This window comes from uncultured Faecalicoccus sp., from assembly GCF_944325745.1.
Taxonomy (GTDB): Bacteria; Bacillota_I; Bacilli_A; order Erysipelotrichales; family Erysipelotrichaceae; genus Faecalicoccus.
This window is the reverse complement of the sequence record NZ_CALVBG010000001.1, coordinates 1-17,797: the sequence shown is the minus strand read 5'-3', so window position 1 is coordinate 17,797 and position 17,797 is coordinate 1. Positions and strand designations below refer to the sequence as shown.

The following is a 17,797-nucleotide window of genomic DNA, read 5'->3' as shown; positions in this document are numbered from 1 at the left end:
ATATGCCTGTTTCATTTGATGACTATTTAGTAGTAGGAATATCCAGCCGTGCTTTATTTAATTTAGAAGATGCCAATAACGTCTTTGAACAAGATGGTTTAGAAGCATATCGCGATTATCAACTCTCGCATGAAAATGAGATCCTAGAACCAGGGACTGGTTTTACCCTTGTACAAAATCTCCTATCGATCAATACGATTACAAATAAGAAATTAGTGGAAGTGATCGTTATGTCTCGAAATTCGGCTGAAACATCACTGCGGATCATTCATTCCTTGGATCATTACGGATTGGATATCAATCGTATGGCAATGAGTGGAGGCGAAACCATCTCCCGATATCTCGATGCTTTTGGTGTAGACTTATTCTTATCGTGTAATGAAGATGATGTAAACCAAGCCATCAACAGTGGATTTGCTGCTGGATTGGTATATAATACGGATCGTATTTATGATCAGCCGGCCGATCAGATACGCATTGCTTTTGATGCGGATGCCGTGTTATTTTCGCCAGAAAGCGAACGGATTTTTAAGCAGAAAGGTTTAGATGCGTTTGTTGAAAATGAATTGGTCAACGAAGATGTGGCGTTAAAAAAAGGCCCATTAGCTAAATTTCTCTTCTGTTTGAGTAATTTGCAGCAAAACACAAAGGATCTGCATTTGATTCGTACTGCCATTGTTACATCCCGTGATAAAAATACCGGAAAACGAGTCCTGAAAACGCTGCGTAAATGGAATATCGACGTGGATGAAGTCTTTTTCTTGCAAGGGGCAGGGAAAACAGAAGTTTTAAAAAGCTTTGGAGCAAATATATTTTTTGATGATCAGGATATTCATGGACTTGGTGCCAGCCAGGTAGTTCCGAGTGCACGAGTACCTTATAAGAAAGGACAGGAACCGAAATGAATCGACATGAACAACGCGAAATCGCGATGAAAAGCATATATCAAAATCTACTTTTAGGAAAAGATATCCGACGGGCTGTGTATGACTTAACACAAGGACAAAATGAAGTCGATGAGTTTTTATACACGTTGACGATCGACCTCGTGCGAAATAAAGATGCCTATATTGAACAGATCAATCAAAATTTAAGAGATGATTGGTCCTTTGATCGTTTGAGTCTTCTTGAACAATCGATTTTATTGATTGCCTACCAAGAATTAAAACAAGTCCAAACGGCTCGTGCTGTTGTGATCAACGAAGCCGTCACACTGGCTAAAAAATATTGTGATGATTCCAGCTATAAATTAATTAATGGAGTATTAGATCGATTATGAGTCAAGAACGGGTCGTTGCGGTCTCCAGTGTACTTCAAAGAATCAAAGTCATCCTTACGGAAACATTTGATTTTTCACGTGTTTGGATCCAGGGGGAAATCAGTAACTTGACCAAACATCGCTCCGGTCATTATTACTTTTCGTTAAAAGATGATAAGGGCGAAATGAACTGCGTGATGTTTTCTTCTTATGTCCGCCATTTGGATTTTTCTTTAGAAGAGGGGATGTCAGTTCAAGTACAGGCAAGCGTCAATGTTTATGAGCCGCGAGGATCATTGCAGCTCTATGTCCGCAATATCCGCCAAGATGGTCTGGGTGCTCTGTATCTTGAGTATCAGAAAAGATATAAAAAGTTAAAAGATGCCGGTTATTTTTTGGACGATCATAAAAAAAATAAACCGGAATGGTTTGATAAGATCGCAATTATAACAGCTAAAGAAGGGGCTGCTTTACAAGATGCACTCAAAACGTTCCAGCGTCGTTGGCCTATGTTACAGATTGATCTCTATCCCAGTTATGTTCAAGGTAAGCTAGCTCCCAAAAGTTTGATTCGTGCCATCCAAAAAGCAGATCAAAAAAACTATGATGCCTTGTTGATCATTCGTGGGGGAGGCAGTTTTGAGGATCTGTTTTGTTTCAACGACGAAAATTTAGTAAAAACATTGTATGAGTGTAAAACATATACAGTCAGCGGAGTAGGCCACGAAGTCGATACCACTCTTTGCGATTTAGTTTGTGATCATCGTGCTGTGACACCGACGGCCGCTGCCCAATGGGTGACACCGGACCAGGTCGAGATTGCTCAAAAAATTCGATCTTCTCAAACACAAATTGAGAATCGCATTCAAACACTTTTACAGAATCAGATGTCTCAATTGAAATATCTTCAAAACCACCCTTATTTAAGAGATCCCTTATCATGGGTATATGAAAAAAAGATCCGTCTCGATCATGCACAGGAAGCTTTGGATCATAGTCGATACCGCCTGCAGCAATATAAAGCACAACTGTTAAAAACAGATCAAGATCTTTTTCAACGAATCAAACATTCTCTTCATTTGAAAACAATTGATCATTCTCATAAAACGAATCAATTGAAGGAAATGATTCTAAAGGTTCAGACCCAACAGAAACAGCGGTTTTCTCAAACCATGCTTTTATTAGATGCATGCAGTCCTTTAAAGATCCTTGAGCGAGGTTATAGCGTCGCTTTAAAAGAGGGAAAACCAGTACATGATATCAAAGAATTAGAAATCAACGATCCTGTCAAAGTAGTTTTGGAGAAAGGATCATTTGATGCACTTGTTCTATCGAAGGAGGAAAAAACATGGCTGAAAAACAACTAAAATTCCAGGAAGCAATGAAACGTCTGGATGAGATCGTCAACCAGCTCAATGACCAGGATCTTGAATTAGAGACGGCGATGGATCTATTCGAAGAGGGATTAAAATTGTCAAAGCAGTGTTCCAAGCAGTTAGAAGCTTTCGAAACGAAAGTCAATCAGTTAATGGAAGTTCAGGAGGAAACAAGTGATGACATTGAAAAATGAGTTTGAAGAATTTCTCCAGAGCACTCTTCGTAAAGATATTCCAAGCAAAACAAGAGATGCCATGGAATATTCCTTGATGAATGGGGGCAAGAGAATTCGTCCGATGATCTTACTGGCGCTTTTGCAGGATGCAGGAATGGATCCTCATTGTGGATTTTCATGTGCCGGAGCCATTGAAATGATCCATACTTATTCATTGATCCACGATGATCTTCCCTGCATGGATGATGATGATCTTCGCCGCGGCCATCCTACGTGTCACAAAGCTTTCACAGAAGCAACGGCCGTCCTTGCGGGAGATGCTTTATTGACCAAAGCCTTTGAAATCGTTCTGGAATCAGATGCTTCAGATCTTCAAAAAGTTAAGCTGGTGAAATCTTTAAGTGATTGTGCCGGGATCAACGGAATGATCTTAGGGCAAGATCTTGATATCCAGGCTGAAAATCATCCTCTGACAACCTTCGATGATTTAAAACGAATTGAAATCTACAAAACCGGCATGTTGTTAAGTTTACCGATGCGGTGTGCCTGTATTTTGAATCAACAAGAACAATATATAACGGAATGGAATGAAATTGGAATTTTATTAGGCATTCAGTTTCAAATCCAGGATGATATTTTAGATCAAACGCAAACCAGCGAGATTTTAGGGAAATCAACCAGTGATGAAAAAAATGATAAAGCAACGGCCGTCTCTCTTTTAGGTCTTGAAAAAGCAAACAAACTGGTTGAAGATCTAGAACAGGAGATTACGGATCGGTTGAATCGGATTCCCGGAAAGCATGATTCTTTCCAAGAAATCTTGAACTATTTGATTCAACGACAGTATTGATAGGAGAAGTATTATGCAGATATACGATATCAAAGATCCTTCACAGATAAAAAAACTTTCCATGAAACAACTTGATGAACTTGCACAAGATATTCGCCTTTTTTTGATTCAGACCATTTCAAAAACAGGGGGGCATCTTTCCAGTAATCTTGGTATCGTTGAGACGACAATCGCTATGCATTATGTCTTTTCTTCACCAAAAGATAAAATGATTTTTGACGTGGGTCATCAATCCTATGTGCATAAGATCTTAACGGGACGTTCAACACAATTTGGTACTTTGCGAAAACTAAATGGATTATCTGGTTACCAAAAACGCTCAGAAAGTCCTCATGATTGTTGGGAAGCAGGACATTCTTCTACCTCGTTAAGTGCAGCTCTTGGTTATGCGATCGCAAGAGATGTACAAAATGAAGACTATGAAGTCATTGCCGTCATTGGAGATGGAGCTTTGGCCGGTGGTATGAGCTTAGAAGCACTCAATGATATTGGTGCCCAAAAAAGAAAAATGATCATCATTTTCAATGACAATGCGATGTCGATCTCGAAAAATCGCGGCGGTGTTGAAAAACGTATCACCTCTATCCGATCAAGCCACTTGTATCGTTCGGTGAAAAATGATATCAAAGTCACTCTTCCTCATAATAAAATGGGCGATGAGACTTTGAAAGTTTTCTCTACGATTCGCGATCGGATCAAATCGGGCTTGATTGATGCTCCATTGTTCCAGGAATTCAACTTAGACTATTTAGGTCCGGTGGATGGACATAACATCCCTGCTTTGATCAAAGTGTTCGAAGCGGCCAAAGAGCATGACGGGCCTATCGTAGTCCATGTAAGAACAAAAAAAGGGAAGGGCTATCGCTATGCCGAGCAAGATAAAATCGGCCAGTGGCATGGTGTTTCTCCGTTTAACATTAAAACCGGACAGCCACTGATGAAATTGCCGGTCAATGAAAAGACATGGTCAAGCATCATCAGCGATGCTTTGATCGATTTGGCAAAGTCCAATAAAGATATCGTCGCGATCACACCAGCCATGGCCCAGGGAAGCAAACTGCTCAAGTTTGCCAAACTCTATCCTCAGCGCTTTTTTGATTGCGGGATCGCAGAAGAGCATGCAATCACAATGGCCGGAGCGATGGCTTTAGGCGGCCTTCGTCCTTTTGTGAGTGTATATTCATCCTTTCTTCAACGGGCTTATGATCAAATGAATCACGACTTGGGAAGAATGGATCTTCCGGTGGTTGTAGGGATTGACCGTGCAGGCTTAGTGGGAGACGACGGCGAAACGCATCAAGGCGTTTTTGATATTTCTTTTTTACGATCTATTCCGAATTTGATCCTGTCGCAGCCAAAAGATGCACAGGAAGCATACGACCTTTTATATACGGCATTTTCTACAAGACATCCATTCTGTATACGATACCCGAGAGGACAGGCGGTTGTGAATGACAACATGGAATTTCATTTGATTCCTGTCGGATCCTGGCAGCGCTTTGATATAGGCTCGGATCCCAAAGCAATCATTATCAGTTATGGTCCAGATGTGGATCGTATCATTCATACGATCCAGGAAAATAATTTATCTATGATCGTAGTCAATGCCCGCTTTTTTAAACCAATCGACCAGGAAATGTGTAAAGAGTTATTTGCCTTGAATCTTCCTATTTATGTTTACGAAACAGATGTTCGTATCGGCGGTTTATCAAGTGCGATTTTAGAGTTTAAAAATGGAATCGAAGAGAATATCCATATTCTTGGTATCGGCGACCACTATGTACAACATGGTCCGATTCGTTCTCTTCGCAAAAAAGAGCATATTGATCTTGAAAGTTTGTTTGAGGAAATCGAGAATCATGACCAAAAATAGATTGGATATCTTACTCGCTGATGAAGTTTCTTCCAGAGCTAAAGCACAAGACCTGATCAAAGAGGGAAAAGTTAAAGTCAATGGAAAAACAATACGCAAACCGAGTACTTTAGTTGACCCGGAAGATCAAATTGAAGTGGATCTTAAGGACACATATGTCTCTCGAGGAGCTTATAAACTCAAAGCGTGCCTGGAAGAAAATCAAGTGCGTTTAGATCATCAGATTGTTCTAGATGTAGGAGCCAGCACGGGCGGATTTACTCAAGTCTGTTTGGAATGGAATGCATCAAAAGTATATAGTTTAGATGTGGGACATTTCCAACTGGATCCAATTCTGGAGGCAGATCATCGTGTGATCAAAATGGAAGGTCGAAACGGTCGCTATATTGAACCTCGTTGGTTTGAAGATTCCATTGATTTTTTATGCATGGATGTCAGCTTTATTTCATGCAAAACAATCTTAAAACCCGTTTTGGATCAAATGGAAATCCGTCATTGTGCCATCTTGATCAAGCCTCAGTTTGAATGTGGTCCTCAGTATTTAAATGCCAAAGGGGTATTAAAAAATAAGAAGATTCAAGAGGCGATCTTAACAGATATTCAACATTTCATGTTTCAATATTATGAAAAAATACAGATTACTGAATGTCCGATAAAAGGACGAAGCGGGAATCAGGAATTCATGCTGTATGCAGACAAAAGGAGGGGTCTATCGTGATTGAACAGTTATATGTCAAAGACTATATTTTATTTGATTCAGCCATGATTGATTTTTCAAAAGGCATGTCTGTCATTACCGGAGAAACGGGAGCGGGAAAAAGTTTATTGATTGATGCCATCGGCTATTTAATGGGAGAACGAATCCAAGGAAACATCGTTCGAAAAGGGAAAGATCGCTGTATCTTACAAATGGTGTTAACTCTTCCGGATGATTCGATCGTCAAAGAATTGGAAGAGAATGGATTTTTTATTGAAGATCAGCTGATTATTCAAAGAATCATTCAATCGAACCAAAAGAGCTCCATTCGAATCAATCAACAAGCAACAACCTTAAGCTTTGTGAAACAGCTTTGTTCCAAATTGATCGATGTTCATTCTCAAATGGACACCTATACTTTGATGGATCCGCGAATCCAGATGGATCTGCTGGACCAATATGCAGATGCTCTGGAATTGCGTCATCAAGTCAATGATGCCTTTTACGCCTATGATGATGCATATACTTTGTATCAAAAAGTCGAAGGAGAAGAGTTAAATATTGACCAATTGGATCTTTTAACGGAACAATGTAATGAAATTGATGAACTCTACATGACACCAGAGGAATTTGATCAACTCGATCAACAAATTGAAGAAGCTTCTCATGCGCAGCGATCCATTGATTCACTCTATGCAAGTTTACAGCTGTTGAATCAGGAAAATGGAATTTTAGATAACCTCTATTCATTAGGAAAAAATCTACAAGATGATAGCAATCTCCAAGAAAAGTCTTCATGGATCCAAGATACTTATTACGCTTTCGATGAATTGAAAGACGAAATTGAAAAGCGCAAAGAAGATCTGTTACAAAGTGTCGAGCAATTAGATGAACTTCAAGATAAAAAATTTAAACTTAAAAAAGCGATCCGTAAATATGGAGGCTCCTTAGATGCGATGGTTCAGCGAAAAGAAGAAATGATGCATCAAATCGATGCGATCCTGCATCGTGAAGATCTATTGGAAAAGCTAAAAAAGGATTTAAATACTAAAGAAAAACAATATCTGACTCTTGCACAAACTTTGTCAAACAAGCGAAAACAATCATTTGATTCCTTGTCTTCAGCCTTGGAAACTCACTTTAAAGATTTGATGTTGGAACATGCCCGATTTAAAGTAAGTTGTACTTCCAAGCCTTATTCTGCTAACGGCACAGATCAAATTGAATTTCTTGTTTCGATGAATCCTGGACAGGCGTTTTCACCATTGAAACAATCCGCATCCGGAGGAGAATTATCTCGTTTGATGTTTGCTCTGAAAGTTGTTTTTCAAACAGAGTCCTATACTGAAACTTTGATCTTTGATGAGATCGATACGGGAGTCAGCGGTAAAGTCGCTCTTAAAATGGGCGAAAAGATGCGATTTCTTTCGAAAAAATATCAAGTATTATGTATCACACATTTGGCCAGTGTAGCAGCCTGGGCACAAGATCACTATACGGTGATCAAAACATCGGATGAGAATGAAACGACGACCAAGGTGGTTTTGTTAGATGCAGATCAATGTATCGATGAATTGGCTACGATGGCCAGCGGCGGCGTCTCTGAAGCATCCCGCAAAGCGGCTCAAGATCTAAAGAACAGGATCCAGGGAAAGATTCATGGCTAGAGTTATATTTCATGTGGATCTGAATGCCTTTTATGCTTCTTGCGAAGAGCTGAAAGATCCTTCTCTGAAGACCAAACCCGTCGCCGTCGGGTCATTGTCCAAACGTGGTGTTTTATCAACTGCTAATTACATCGCGCGTGAATATGGGGTGCACTCGGCCATGCCGGTGTATGAGGCTTTGAAAAAATGCCCGGACTTAGTCATCGTGCAAGGAGATTACGCCTATTATCGCTCTGTCAGTTCTCAATTTTTTGACCTTCTGAGAAAATACACTCCTTTGGTCGAACCGTGCAGTATCGATGAAGGCTTTATGGATGTCACAGAAACTATCAAACGGTATAAACGTCCGTTAGATCTAGCTTTTCAGATTCAAGATGATCTTTACGATCAGCTCCGATTAAATGTATCGATTGGCGTCGCACCGACTAAATTTTTAGCCAAAATGGCTTCCGATATGCGAAAGCCAAAAGGCATCACTGTACTTAGAAAATCAGAGATCCCGACAAAATTATATCCGCTCCCTGTAGAGGCAATCGTTGGATTAGGGAAGAAGACGATCCCCTTATTAAAAGAAAAGGGAATATTGACGATCGGTGATTTTGCGGATGATCAAAATAAAGAATTTATCTTTAAAGCTCTTGGGAAAAATGGCTACGCGTTATGGATGAAAGTTCACGGGAAGAGCTCTGATCAATTAGAGGTGTCCAGCTCTCGCAAGAGTATTTCTTTATCGCGAACTTTTGAGCGTGATTTCTATACTATGGATGAGGTTCTTAATCAGGCGCGTTTATTGACAAAAGAACTCAGTCAAAAGATGATTCGCGACGGGCAAATGGGACAGCTGATTTCTTTGTCATTACGCGATACTGAATTTCATAACATTGTACGCTCTGCCAATCTAGGGACTTATACAAACAGTTTTCCTGTCATGGATCAAGCAATACAGAATTTAGTAGAGACTTATTTTGAACCGATTGGCTATCGTCACATCGGGATCCATATGGGTTCCATCAAAAATCAGGAGCAAGTTCATCAGCAACCAACGATCTTTGAAGAAGTAGTCCCTGATACCGAAAGAATTCTGGATACATTGAATCGCCAACTTCAGGAAAAAGCTTTTTTCAAGGCAAGTGATCTTTTAAAGAAAGAGAATCGAAATGAGTAAATTACAATTAGATTATTTTATAGATCCTGACAATCAAATCTATCAGCATCCTGAACATTTTCATTTTAATACGGACTCTAAATTGTTAGCGAACTTTATGAAGATCAAACAAGGGGAACGCGTTTTAGATGTCGGCTGTAACAACGCAGCTCTATTGAGTATTTGCGATCGCCAAGAGGTAAAAGAATTAGTAGGGGTTGAGATTTTACAAGAACCTTGTGAAGTGGCAAGAAAGAATGCTTCATCTTTTAAACATCCCGTTCGAATCGTACACTCTTCGATCCTGGACTTTAAAGACGAGCCGTTTGATGTCATTATTTCAAACCCGCCTTATTTTCCAATCCAAAGCACACACGAACAAACTAAAATGGATTTAAGGCAGCTTGGACGAATTGAGATCAATCTGACTCTACAACAATTGATCTCGTGTGTTTCGCGGCTGTTAAAATCGAATGGACGGTTTTATTTCGTCCATCGACCTAATCGTCTTAACGAAATAGCCAAGAATCTTTATCAACATCATATGCAGATCAAAACGCTGCAATTTGCTTATGATCAAAATGTTGTGAAATCTGTATTGATTGAAGCTATCAAGGAATCGAATTGCGATTGCAAAGTGCTTCAACCGATCATTATTCGGTGATAGAATAAAACCATGGAACTTTCAGAAGCTTTCAATGATTATTTATTAGAAATTAGGGTGGTTGAAAATCGATCCAACAATACATTCAACAGCTACCGACGAGATCTTAAAACGTATATAGAATACCTTCAAGAGAAAGGGATTCAAAAAATGGAATCCATCACGTTGGGAGATGTTGAAGATTTTTTGATGTTTTATTTGGATAGTCATGCGCCCAGCAGCGCCAATCGTATGCTTTCCAGTATTCATGGATTTCATGAATTTACTTCTGCCAATCATCCGCAAATTCAAAATCCAGCTTTTAGTGTTCATGGAGTCAAGAAACAGAAACATTTACCGACTTATTGTACACAGGCTGAGATCCAAAGATTATTTGACTCGTTTGATCAAAGTGATCAATCCATTTATGAAAAAACGATCTTAGAGGTATTGTATACGTGCGGTTTGCGAGTCAGTGAATTATGTGAGTTAAAAACGGTTCAGATTCGTCTTCAGGAACATATTCTCAAAGTCCATGGAAAAGGGGATAAAGAACGGATCGTTCCCATAGCTTCAAGCTGTATCCAGCAGATGAAACACTATCAGGAACTGGTACGGTCACAATGGCTCCGTAAAAGTACCCCTTATTTTTTTATCAATCGTTTTGGAAGACGTTTAACCAGACAATACGTGCATCAACTCATCAAGAGAAAAGTTGAAGAATGTCAGTTAGATCCGCGTATTTCAGCGCACAGTCTGCGCCATAGCTTCGCCACTCATCTTTTGGAAGGCGATGCTGACCTTCGTGTCGTACAGGAGCTGTTAGGTCATGCCGATATTCAAACGACACAGATCTATACGCATATTCAAAACGAAAGATTGACAAAAGCTTATGATCAGTATTTTAATTTTCTAGAGGAATCAAAGGAGGAATAATACTATGTCATGTGAAGGATGTCCTAATCAAGGATCTTGTGGAAAGGATCAATCATCCTGCCAAATTGAAAATAATCCCAATAACCACATTAAAAAAATTGTTGCCGTGATGTCCGGAAAAGGCGGTGTAGGGAAATCGACCATTACCGTTATGTTAGCTAAATCCTTGGCAAAGAAAGGTCTCAAAGTCGGTATCATGGATGCCGATATCACAGGTCCCAGCATTCCGCGTTTATTTGCGGCAGAGCATGAGCAGGCGTATGCGACTAAAGAAAATTTCATTATCCCAATTGAAACAGAAGATCATATCAAGATCATGTCTTTAAATTTCATGATGAAAAATGAAAGCGACCCTGTCATCTGGAGAGGGCCGATCATCGCCGGTGTCGTTAAGCAATTTTATACAGATGTGATTTGGGGAGACTTAGATGTTTTATTGATCGATATGCCTCCAGGAACAGGGGATGTAGCCTTGACAATCATGCAGTCATTGCCTGTCAGCGGTGTCGTGATGGTATCCACACCGCAACCGATGGTTTCGATGATTGTTTCCAAAGCGATCCATATGTGTCATCAAATGAATATCGAAGTTTATGGTGTTATTGAAAATATGGCTTATTTGGAATGCCCTAACTGTCAGGAGAAAATTGACTTTTATGAGACAAGTGATCTAGATTCGTTCGTTAAAGAAAATGAAACAAAGATCTATTGCACATTGCCTATGCTAGATCTGATTCGCGACATCAATCAGTATGCAGAATACAATGACAACCAAAAAGATATCGTGGAATCCTTGATTTCTGATACTGTTTCTAGTTTGTGTGATGATTTACAGCTGGAATGTCAGAAATAGTTGTAATTCGCAAAAATAACAAGCGGATGTATCTCAGAGTCAAAGAAGGAAAAATTGTTGTTACAGCGCCTTTATGGACTTCTGATAAGCAAATCAAAAAGTTTGTAGAAAACAATCAAGCATGGATACAAACAAAACTGCAAAAGTCGGAATCTCATTTGAAGAGCGGAGATACCATTTTCATTCTTGGACAACCGTTTGAAATTATTTTTACACCAGATAGAATCGATGTAAAAGGGCATCAAATTTGGATCCCAAAAGATCAAAAGATCTTTCAATCTTTCTTGATTAAACTGACAAAAGACTATCTTTTTTCTCGTTTTCAAGAGATTTCAAGATGGATGCAAATATCGGATATTCAATTGAAACTAGGCTTCTATAAAACTAAGTGGGGAAGCTATCATCCTAAAACGCATTGTATTCGCTTGAATATGAATTTGATCTTTACAGATCAGGAATGTATTGATGCAATCCTGATTCACGAACTTTGTCACACTCGTATTCGAAATCATCAAAAAGAGTTTTATAGAGAAGTTGAGAAGTGGATGCCATCTTATCGTGAAGTGCATCGTCGCTTAAATTCATACTCTATCCCAAAGATCGAATCATGAAAAAAAGACGCTAGGTCTTTTTACACGTTGATTTCAGCGTGTAAACCTAAAGCGTCTTTTTCTTTTGATAAAACAGGATCAATATAATCTTGGAAGAATTCTTCCGTCTGTTGAACCGAACGGCCAACAAATTGAATCGGATCCATGATATTTAAGATCTGTTCTTTGGTCATACCAAAATTTTCATCATTGGCGATGCGATCGATCAAATCGTTTGGTTTACCTTCTTCTTTGACAACTCTTCCGGCAGCCATAGAATGCTGGCGAATCAGTTCATGAAGTTCCTGTCGGTCCTTGCCGGCTTTTACCGCATCCATCATGATGTTTTCTGTGGCCATAAAAGGGAGTTCCTTTTGAAGATCGGCTTCTATCACTTTTGGATATACAACCAAGCCATCGGTAATATTCAAATACAGATCCAAAATACCATCGATAGCCAGGAAAGCTTCGGCAACACTGATGCGTTTGTTGGCAGAATCATCCAGTGTTCTTTCAAACCATTGCGTGCTGGCAGTGATTGCCGGGTTCAAGGCATCACAGATCACATAGTTACACAATGCGGCAATTCGTTCCGAACGCATCGGATTACGTTTATAAGCCATGGCACTTGAACCAATTTGGCCTTTTTCAAATGGTTCTTCCACTTCTTTCATATGTTGAAGCAGACGAATATCATTTGAGAACTTGTGGGCACTTTGAGCAATTCCCACCAAAGTATGTAAAACCATAGTGTCATACTTTCTGGTGTAAGTTTGACCGGAAACAGGGAAGTAGGATTGATATCCCATTTTTTCACAAATCTTTTGATCCAGTGCTTTGACCTTATCGGTATCGCCTTCAAACAATTCCATAAAGCTGGCTTGCGTTCCAGTTGTTCCTTTACATCCGAGCAATTTTTTGTTTGCCAATAGATGTTCAATCTCTAAATAATCTAAATAGAGATCCTGGGCCCATAAACTGGCTCGTTTTCCTACTGTCGTTGGCTGAGCAGGCTGAAAATGTGTAAAAGCCAGACAAGGCATGTCCTTATATTGCAGTGCAAAGTCTTTCAATTTAGCCAAAACGTTGACGATTTTCTTTTGTACCAGTTCCAGCGCTTCATGCATAATGATCAGATCGGTATTATCTCCGACATAGCAGGAAGTGGCTCCCAGATGAATGATGCCTTTCGCTTTAGGACACTGTTGTCCGTAAGCATAGACATGCGACATTACATCATGTCGAACGATTTTTTCTCGTTCCTTGGCAACGTCGTAGTTGATCTCGTCCTTATGAGCAATCAATTCTTCGATTTGTTCATCGGTGATATCCAAACCCAATTCTTGTTCACTCTGTGCTAATGCGATCCACAGTCTTCTCCAAGTTTTGAATTTTTTATCGTTTGAAAACAATGCCTGCATCTCTTTGGAAGCATAACGTTGAGACAGGGGAGACTGATAGTATTCGTTCATCACTATTCACCAAATCCCATTCGTCTGAAGACTTCCTGATAAGCACCTTCTGGATCACCCAGATCGCGACGGAACGTATCTTTATCTAAGTGTTTTCCAGTTTTGATATCCCAGTAACGACATGTATCTGGACTGATTTCATCGGCTAATACAATCGTACCATCTGAAGTTTTTCCAAATTCAAGTTTAAAATCAATCAATTCAATACCAATTCCTGCAAAGAATTCTTTTAAAACTTCATTAACAGTAAATGCATATTTCGTGATTGTATCGATTTCTTCTTGCGTAGCAGCTCCAATGGCTCTAGCCATATAAGAATTGATCAGTGGATCTCCTAAATCATCATCTTTATAACTAAATTCTAAAGTAGAGCATTTTAATTCCGTACCTTCCGCAATCCCTAAACGTTTTGAAAAACTTCCAGCTGCTTTATTGCGGATAATGACTTCCAAGGGAATGATATCCACTTTTTTAACAACAGTCCGGCGATCATCGATTTCTTCCTCAAAATGTGTTGGAACACCTTTTGTTTCTAATACCTTCATCAAATAGTTCGTCATGCGGTTGTTGATGGCACCTTTTCCTACGATCGTACCTTTTTTCTGCCCGTTAAAAGCAGTGGCATCATCTTTGTAATCGACGATCACATAATTAGGATCATCGGTTGCATACACCTTTTTTGCTTTACCTTCATAAATCATGTCCATTTGTTTCATGTCTAAATTCCTCCCATAACAGTATCATTATACTTTAGCTATAGAAGCAATTCAATGTGAAACCTTCTTGAAATTGATTCAGTTGTTTTCATAAGGTATAATGAAGCCTAAGGAGTGAATTTTATGAAAACTCTTTCTATACTCGCAACAAAAGTAAGCGCCAGTTTATTGAAGATCATCGGACGGGGAGGTTCGATGCCAGGTTCGATTGGCCTGAAACTGGATTCGAATATTCTTTCTAAGCTTCATTTTAAGGGGCCGGTCATTCTGGTTACTGGAACAAACGGAAAAACCAGTACGGCAAATATGATTGCTGATCTTTTTCAAAACGCTGGCTACCATGTCGTAACCAATCGAAAAGGGGATAATTTGAAAGCGGGAATCACCACCGCATTATTAAAGAATTCATCCTTATCGGGAACGATCAAAGGTTCTGTTTGTGTCTTGGAAGTCGACGAACTCAATGTTCGACATATTTTACCTTATCTTCCTGTAAAAGCTTTTGTGGTCAATAATTTTTTTCGCGATCAATTAGATCGTGCTCGTGAAATGGAACAATTGATCGAATCCATTGAAAATGTATTGCCAGATTATTCAGGCGAATTGATTTTAAATGGAAATGATCCAAATGTTGTACGCCTTTCTTTAAAAGCGCCTAAAGCACATTGTACTTATTTTGGCCTTGATCAAAATCAATATTCTCAATCCAAGACCAACGAAGCCAGTGAAGGGAAGTTTTGCCCAGTATGTGGTCATAAATTACGTTACGATTATTATCAGTATTCACATATTGGCTCTTTTTCTTGTACGAACTGTGATTTTAAAACACCGGAAATCAAATATCCATTACAAAACATTGATTTGGAAAAGGAAACATTTTATTACCAGGGAAAACAAATTCAATCTCCATATGAAGGAATGTATTCCATGTATAATTGCGCTGCCGTTCTAGCGGTAAAAGAAGTCTTTCAGCTTGATCTTGATGCAGCGATCCAAGTCTTCAAAAATGCTCCTCAACCTTTAGGACGCAATGAGCATTTTACTAAAGATGGACTTCAATGCATCTTGAATCTTGTCAAAAATCCGACAGGGGCCAATGAGGTCATGAAAGTCATAGATAAAGACAATGAGGATAAAGTTGTCTGTATTGTCTTAAATGATCATGAACAAGATGGTACGGATGTCAGCTGGATCTATGATACTTTCTTTGAGAAAATATGCAAAGATTCCACAAAAAAAGTCGTATGTACCGGAACCAGAGCCTATGATATGGCCTTGCGTATTTATTATGAAAACTATAAGGGAGATATTGAAGTTGTAGAAGCGTTGGACAAAGCCCTTCAAGCATCATTCAAACCAAGGCTAAAAACATATGTCATCGCAACATATACGGCACTGTATCCTACTAGAAGCACTATTGTAAAGGAGATGGGTCTATGAATTACTCCATAAATGTATGTTGGATGTATCATGATATCATGGATCTTTATGGTGATAAAGGGAATATGATGGTCTTAAAAAAGAGATGCGAGGATCGTGGCATTGAATTTAACTTAGATACTTGCGGGATCCAGGAAGAGAAAGACCTCTCTACTTATGATCTGATTTTCTTGGGAGGCGGCGCTGATAAAGAACAGATCAGCTTGATTCCTGACTTATTATCAAGAAAAGACAATCTTCAAAAAGCCATGGACGAAAATACATTTATTCTCTTAATTTGCGGCGGATATCAATTATTTGGCCAATATTATATCGCTGCCGATGGATCAAAAATCAACGGATTAGGATTTTACCCCTATTTTACGGATACTGGAGAGCAAGGGAAACGATGCATTGGCAATATTGTTATTGATGCAAAATTAGATGATTTAGAGACCAAGATCATCGGCTTTGAGAATCATGGCGGGCAAACAAGGAATGTGAACTCTCCTTTGGGAAAAGTCTTGAGAGGATGCGGAAATTCTTTTGATGCAGGCTATGAAGGATATTATGATGGAAAGATTTTGGGAACATATCTGCACGGACCTTTATTACCGAAAAATCCGGAAGTTGCAGATTTTGTCATTACCAAAGCTTTGCAGAAAAGAAATCGATCTTTTTCGTATTCTGATTTAGATCCTATTGACAATCCTTTTGAAACTAAAGCAAGGGAAGTCTTATTACAACGTTTTCAAGTCAAATAAGTAAGGATGGAAGATAAAATGAAAAAAATGATTTCATTCATTTGCGCTATATTTTGTTGTTTTGTTTTTGTCGGATGCACACCCAAAGAACCGACTATCGAGATTGCAGATGATGTTAGCTTTGAATTAATGGATGTTATGACGATTACAAACGACGAAAGTAATTCGATCTATTACTACTATATGGCAAAGATTGCAAATGATTCAAAAGAAACATATACAACAGATGAAGTCATCTATTCGATCACTGACCAAGGAAATGATAAGATCAATCCGATTGATGAACATGAATCCATGCCAATTTCGACAGTATTGCCAGAACAAACTGCATATATCTATGGATATATTGGATTCCCAAATTCAAATCAAGAAGATATGGGATTTTACTTTAATGGTTTAGATGAGTTTGTATCATTTGAAAGTGTTGATATCCGAAAAGCAGATAATCACGATATTCAAGAATCGGATAAGCTTAAATTCACAATTTATGAAGACAAAGCTCTAAAAATTGATATTGATGCAAGTCAGTGCGATGCCACTTTCGAAAATGGAACAACAACATTGTCTAATTTTATAATTACGTACACGAATAAAACAGAACAACAAATAACGGTTCCTTATTTTGAACCGCAAGCAACTTTAAAAGGATTAGACCTCGCTGAATTTGAATCATTAGGTGATTTTTCTAAAATGAATGAAGATCAAATCAAAAAGATTGATTTTACTAAAAATAGTTTAGAACCTAAAACATCTGAGATTACAGGTCAAGCCTATGGGTACATTGTTGAATATTTAGATCCTGAACAATCCATAGATTGTAATGTGGGATTTACATTTGAGAATGCTGCCATCAATTATAAAAGCGGAACCAAAGATTGTTTTGATCTAGATTTAGTATCCAGAGCTTTTGGAATCACACATTCCATGGAAGTTTCATATTCAGACTAAAAGCATCTCTTGTGATGCTTTTTTTAAATCAATCGATTTATGGAGATCCTCTGAAATGCATCGAGAATCACTTTTATGGATACTTATACATATAAATGCAAATCAGAGAAACACAAAAGATCTGAACAAAGTAATCATATTGAAAATAAATAGAGAATAAACTGTATAGGGATTAAATATATAAGAATTATAGATTAATACGAATTATCGATCACATATCTCTATATGAATTCATGTATTTTACAGCTTATTTTAAGAATCATATAAATTACATAATATACATTATGCGAAGTAAATGGCATTTAATTGTATAGTTGTCATCCTTTGATGTGTCGTTATACAACATAACTGTAAATATATTCTATTATTTACCATTCGGTTCTTTTACCCTTTTATAATAAAATAAAAGCACCCG

18 protein-coding genes are annotated in these 17,797 nt (G+C 38.5%); 16 read left to right on the top strand and 2 right to left on the bottom strand.

Annotated elements, in window-relative coordinates:
* Positions 1-2: 2 nt before the first annotated feature.
* From Q0J48_RS00090 to Q0J48_RS00030, 13 genes are read left to right on the top strand one after another with little or no spacing between them, the layout of a single operon-like run.
* Complete coding sequence (locus Q0J48_RS00090) at positions 3-905, top strand: 5'-nucleotidase (protein WP_296240248.1); 903 nt, start codon at positions 3-5, stop codon at positions 903-905.
* Entirely contained in the window at positions 902-1,279 is a 378-nt protein-coding gene (gene nusB, locus Q0J48_RS00085; RefSeq protein ID WP_296240236.1) for a transcription antitermination factor NusB, read from the top strand. The genes Q0J48_RS00090 and nusB overlap by 4 nt, the downstream gene beginning before the upstream one ends.
* A complete protein-coding gene (xseA, locus tag Q0J48_RS00080; protein ID WP_296240230.1) occupies positions 1,276-2,625 on the top strand; it encodes an exodeoxyribonuclease VII large subunit in 1,350 nt (449 codons plus the stop codon). The genes nusB and xseA overlap by 4 nt, the downstream gene beginning before the upstream one ends.
* Positions 2,607-2,828: an exodeoxyribonuclease VII small subunit gene (gene xseB, locus Q0J48_RS00075; RefSeq protein WP_296240205.1), complete on the top strand. Its 222-nt coding sequence runs from the start codon at positions 2,607-2,609 to the stop codon at positions 2,826-2,828. The genes xseA and xseB overlap by 19 nt, the downstream gene beginning before the upstream one ends.
* Entirely contained in the window at positions 2,812-3,660 is an 849-nt protein-coding gene (locus tag Q0J48_RS00070) for a polyprenyl synthetase family protein (protein ID WP_296240200.1), read from the top strand. The genes xseB and Q0J48_RS00070 overlap by 17 nt, the downstream gene beginning before the upstream one ends.
* A 13-nt stretch (positions 3,661-3,673) precedes the next feature.
* Positions 3,674-5,533, top strand: a complete 1,860-nt coding sequence (dxs, locus tag Q0J48_RS00065; RefSeq protein WP_296240195.1) for a 1-deoxy-D-xylulose-5-phosphate synthase — start codon at positions 3,674-3,676, stop codon at positions 5,531-5,533.
* A complete protein-coding gene (locus Q0J48_RS00060) occupies positions 5,520-6,251 on the top strand; it encodes a TlyA family RNA methyltransferase (protein ID WP_296240173.1) in 732 nt (243 codons plus the stop codon). The genes dxs and Q0J48_RS00060 overlap by 14 nt, the downstream gene beginning before the upstream one ends.
* Positions 6,248-7,897 carry a DNA repair protein RecN gene (locus tag Q0J48_RS00055; protein ID WP_296240165.1) on the top strand — a complete coding sequence of 550 codons (1,650 nt, stop codon included), beginning with the start codon at positions 6,248-6,250 and terminating at the stop codon, positions 7,895-7,897. The genes Q0J48_RS00060 and Q0J48_RS00055 overlap by 4 nt, the downstream gene beginning before the upstream one ends.
* Positions 7,890-9,062, top strand: coding sequence for a DNA polymerase IV (dinB, locus tag Q0J48_RS00050; RefSeq protein WP_296240164.1), 1,173 nt, complete (start codon positions 7,890-7,892; stop codon positions 9,060-9,062). Before Q0J48_RS00055 ends, dinB begins: the two co-directional genes overlap by 8 nt.
* A complete protein-coding gene (locus Q0J48_RS00045) occupies positions 9,055-9,705 on the top strand; it encodes a methyltransferase (protein WP_296240163.1) in 651 nt (216 codons plus the stop codon). The genes dinB and Q0J48_RS00045 overlap by 8 nt, the downstream gene beginning before the upstream one ends.
* A 12-nt stretch (positions 9,706-9,717) precedes the next feature.
* The gene (locus Q0J48_RS00040) at positions 9,718-10,620 is read left to right on the top strand and encodes a tyrosine recombinase (protein ID WP_296240158.1); all 903 of its coding nucleotides are present in this window, start codon (positions 9,718-9,720) and stop codon (positions 10,618-10,620) included.
* A 4-nt stretch (positions 10,621-10,624) separates the two neighbouring features.
* Positions 10,625-11,473, top strand: a complete 849-nt coding sequence (locus Q0J48_RS00035) for an Mrp/NBP35 family ATP-binding protein (RefSeq protein WP_296240148.1) — start codon at positions 10,625-10,627, stop codon at positions 11,471-11,473.
* Complete coding sequence (locus Q0J48_RS00030; RefSeq protein ID WP_296240143.1) at positions 11,461-12,084, top strand: SprT family zinc-dependent metalloprotease; 624 nt, start codon at positions 11,461-11,463, stop codon at positions 12,082-12,084. The genes Q0J48_RS00035 and Q0J48_RS00030 overlap by 13 nt, the downstream gene beginning before the upstream one ends.
* A gap of 20 nt (positions 12,085-12,104) precedes the next feature.
* On the opposite strand, the gene purB is transcribed toward Q0J48_RS00030, so the two are convergent.
* A complete protein-coding gene (gene purB, locus Q0J48_RS00025) occupies positions 12,105-13,535 on the bottom strand; it encodes an adenylosuccinate lyase (RefSeq protein WP_296240141.1) in 1,431 nt (476 codons plus the stop codon).
* Between the two features lie 2 nt (positions 13,536-13,537).
* Positions 13,538-14,251 carry a phosphoribosylaminoimidazolesuccinocarboxamide synthase gene (gene purC / locus Q0J48_RS00020; protein ID WP_296240135.1) on the bottom strand — a complete coding sequence of 238 codons (714 nt, stop codon included), beginning with the start codon at positions 14,249-14,251 and terminating at the stop codon, positions 13,538-13,540.
* Between the two features lie 123 nt (positions 14,252-14,374).
* Here purC and Q0J48_RS00015 point away from each other — a divergent pair, with 123 nt between their 5' ends.
* From Q0J48_RS00015 to Q0J48_RS00005, 3 genes are read left to right on the top strand one after another with little or no spacing between them, the layout of a single operon-like run.
* Positions 14,375-15,691, top strand: a complete 1,317-nt coding sequence (locus Q0J48_RS00015; RefSeq protein ID WP_296240128.1) for a Mur ligase family protein — start codon at positions 14,375-14,377, stop codon at positions 15,689-15,691.
* Positions 15,688-16,434 (top strand): glutamine amidotransferase, encoded by a 747-nt coding sequence (locus Q0J48_RS00010; RefSeq protein ID WP_296240124.1) that lies wholly within the window; start codon positions 15,688-15,690, stop codon positions 16,432-16,434. The genes Q0J48_RS00015 and Q0J48_RS00010 overlap by 4 nt, the downstream gene beginning before the upstream one ends.
* A gap of 18 nt (positions 16,435-16,452) precedes the next feature.
* A complete protein-coding gene (locus tag Q0J48_RS00005; RefSeq protein WP_296240117.1) occupies positions 16,453-17,382 on the top strand; it encodes a hypothetical protein in 930 nt (309 codons plus the stop codon).
* Positions 17,383-17,797: the final 415 nt, after the last annotated feature.

Bases quoted from the DNA above. Each gene is read 5' to 3' on its own strand.
- Q0J48_RS00090 (WP_296240248.1), top strand. From the start codon at position 3: ATGCCTGTTTCATTTGATGACTATTTAGTAGTAGGAATATCCAGCCGT.
- nusB (WP_296240236.1), top strand. From the start codon at position 902: ATGAATCGACATGAACAACGCGAAATCGCGATGAAAAGCATATATCAA.
- xseA (WP_296240230.1), top strand. From the start codon at position 1,276: ATGAGTCAAGAACGGGTCGTTGCGGTCTCCAGTGTACTTCAAAGAATC.
- xseB (WP_296240205.1), top strand. From the start codon at position 2,607: ATGGCTGAAAAACAACTAAAATTCCAGGAAGCAATGAAACGTCTGGAT.
- Q0J48_RS00070 (WP_296240200.1), top strand. From the start codon at position 2,812: ATGACATTGAAAAATGAGTTTGAAGAATTTCTCCAGAGCACTCTTCGT.
- dxs (WP_296240195.1), top strand. From the start codon at position 3,674: ATGCAGATATACGATATCAAAGATCCTTCACAGATAAAAAAACTTTCC.
- Q0J48_RS00060 (WP_296240173.1), top strand. From the start codon at position 5,520: ATGACCAAAAATAGATTGGATATCTTACTCGCTGATGAAGTTTCTTCC.
- dinB (WP_296240164.1), top strand. From the start codon at position 7,890: ATGGCTAGAGTTATATTTCATGTGGATCTGAATGCCTTTTATGCTTCT.
- Q0J48_RS00045 (WP_296240163.1), top strand. From the start codon at position 9,055: ATGAGTAAATTACAATTAGATTATTTTATAGATCCTGACAATCAAATC.
- Q0J48_RS00040 (WP_296240158.1), top strand. From the start codon at position 9,718: ATGGAACTTTCAGAAGCTTTCAATGATTATTTATTAGAAATTAGGGTG.
- Q0J48_RS00035 (WP_296240148.1), top strand. From the start codon at position 10,625: ATGTCATGTGAAGGATGTCCTAATCAAGGATCTTGTGGAAAGGATCAA.
- Q0J48_RS00030 (WP_296240143.1), top strand. From the start codon at position 11,461: ATGTCAGAAATAGTTGTAATTCGCAAAAATAACAAGCGGATGTATCTC.
- purB (WP_296240141.1), bottom strand. From the start codon at position 13,535: ATGAACGAATACTATCAGTCTCCCCTGTCTCAACGTTATGCTTCCAAA.
- purC (WP_296240135.1), bottom strand. From the start codon at position 14,251: ATGAAACAAATGGACATGATTTATGAAGGTAAAGCAAAAAAGGTGTAT.
- Q0J48_RS00015 (WP_296240128.1), top strand. From the start codon at position 14,375: ATGAAAACTCTTTCTATACTCGCAACAAAAGTAAGCGCCAGTTTATTG.
- Q0J48_RS00010 (WP_296240124.1), top strand. From the start codon at position 15,688: ATGAATTACTCCATAAATGTATGTTGGATGTATCATGATATCATGGAT.
- Q0J48_RS00005 (WP_296240117.1), top strand. From the start codon at position 16,453: ATGAAAAAAATGATTTCATTCATTTGCGCTATATTTTGTTGTTTTGTT.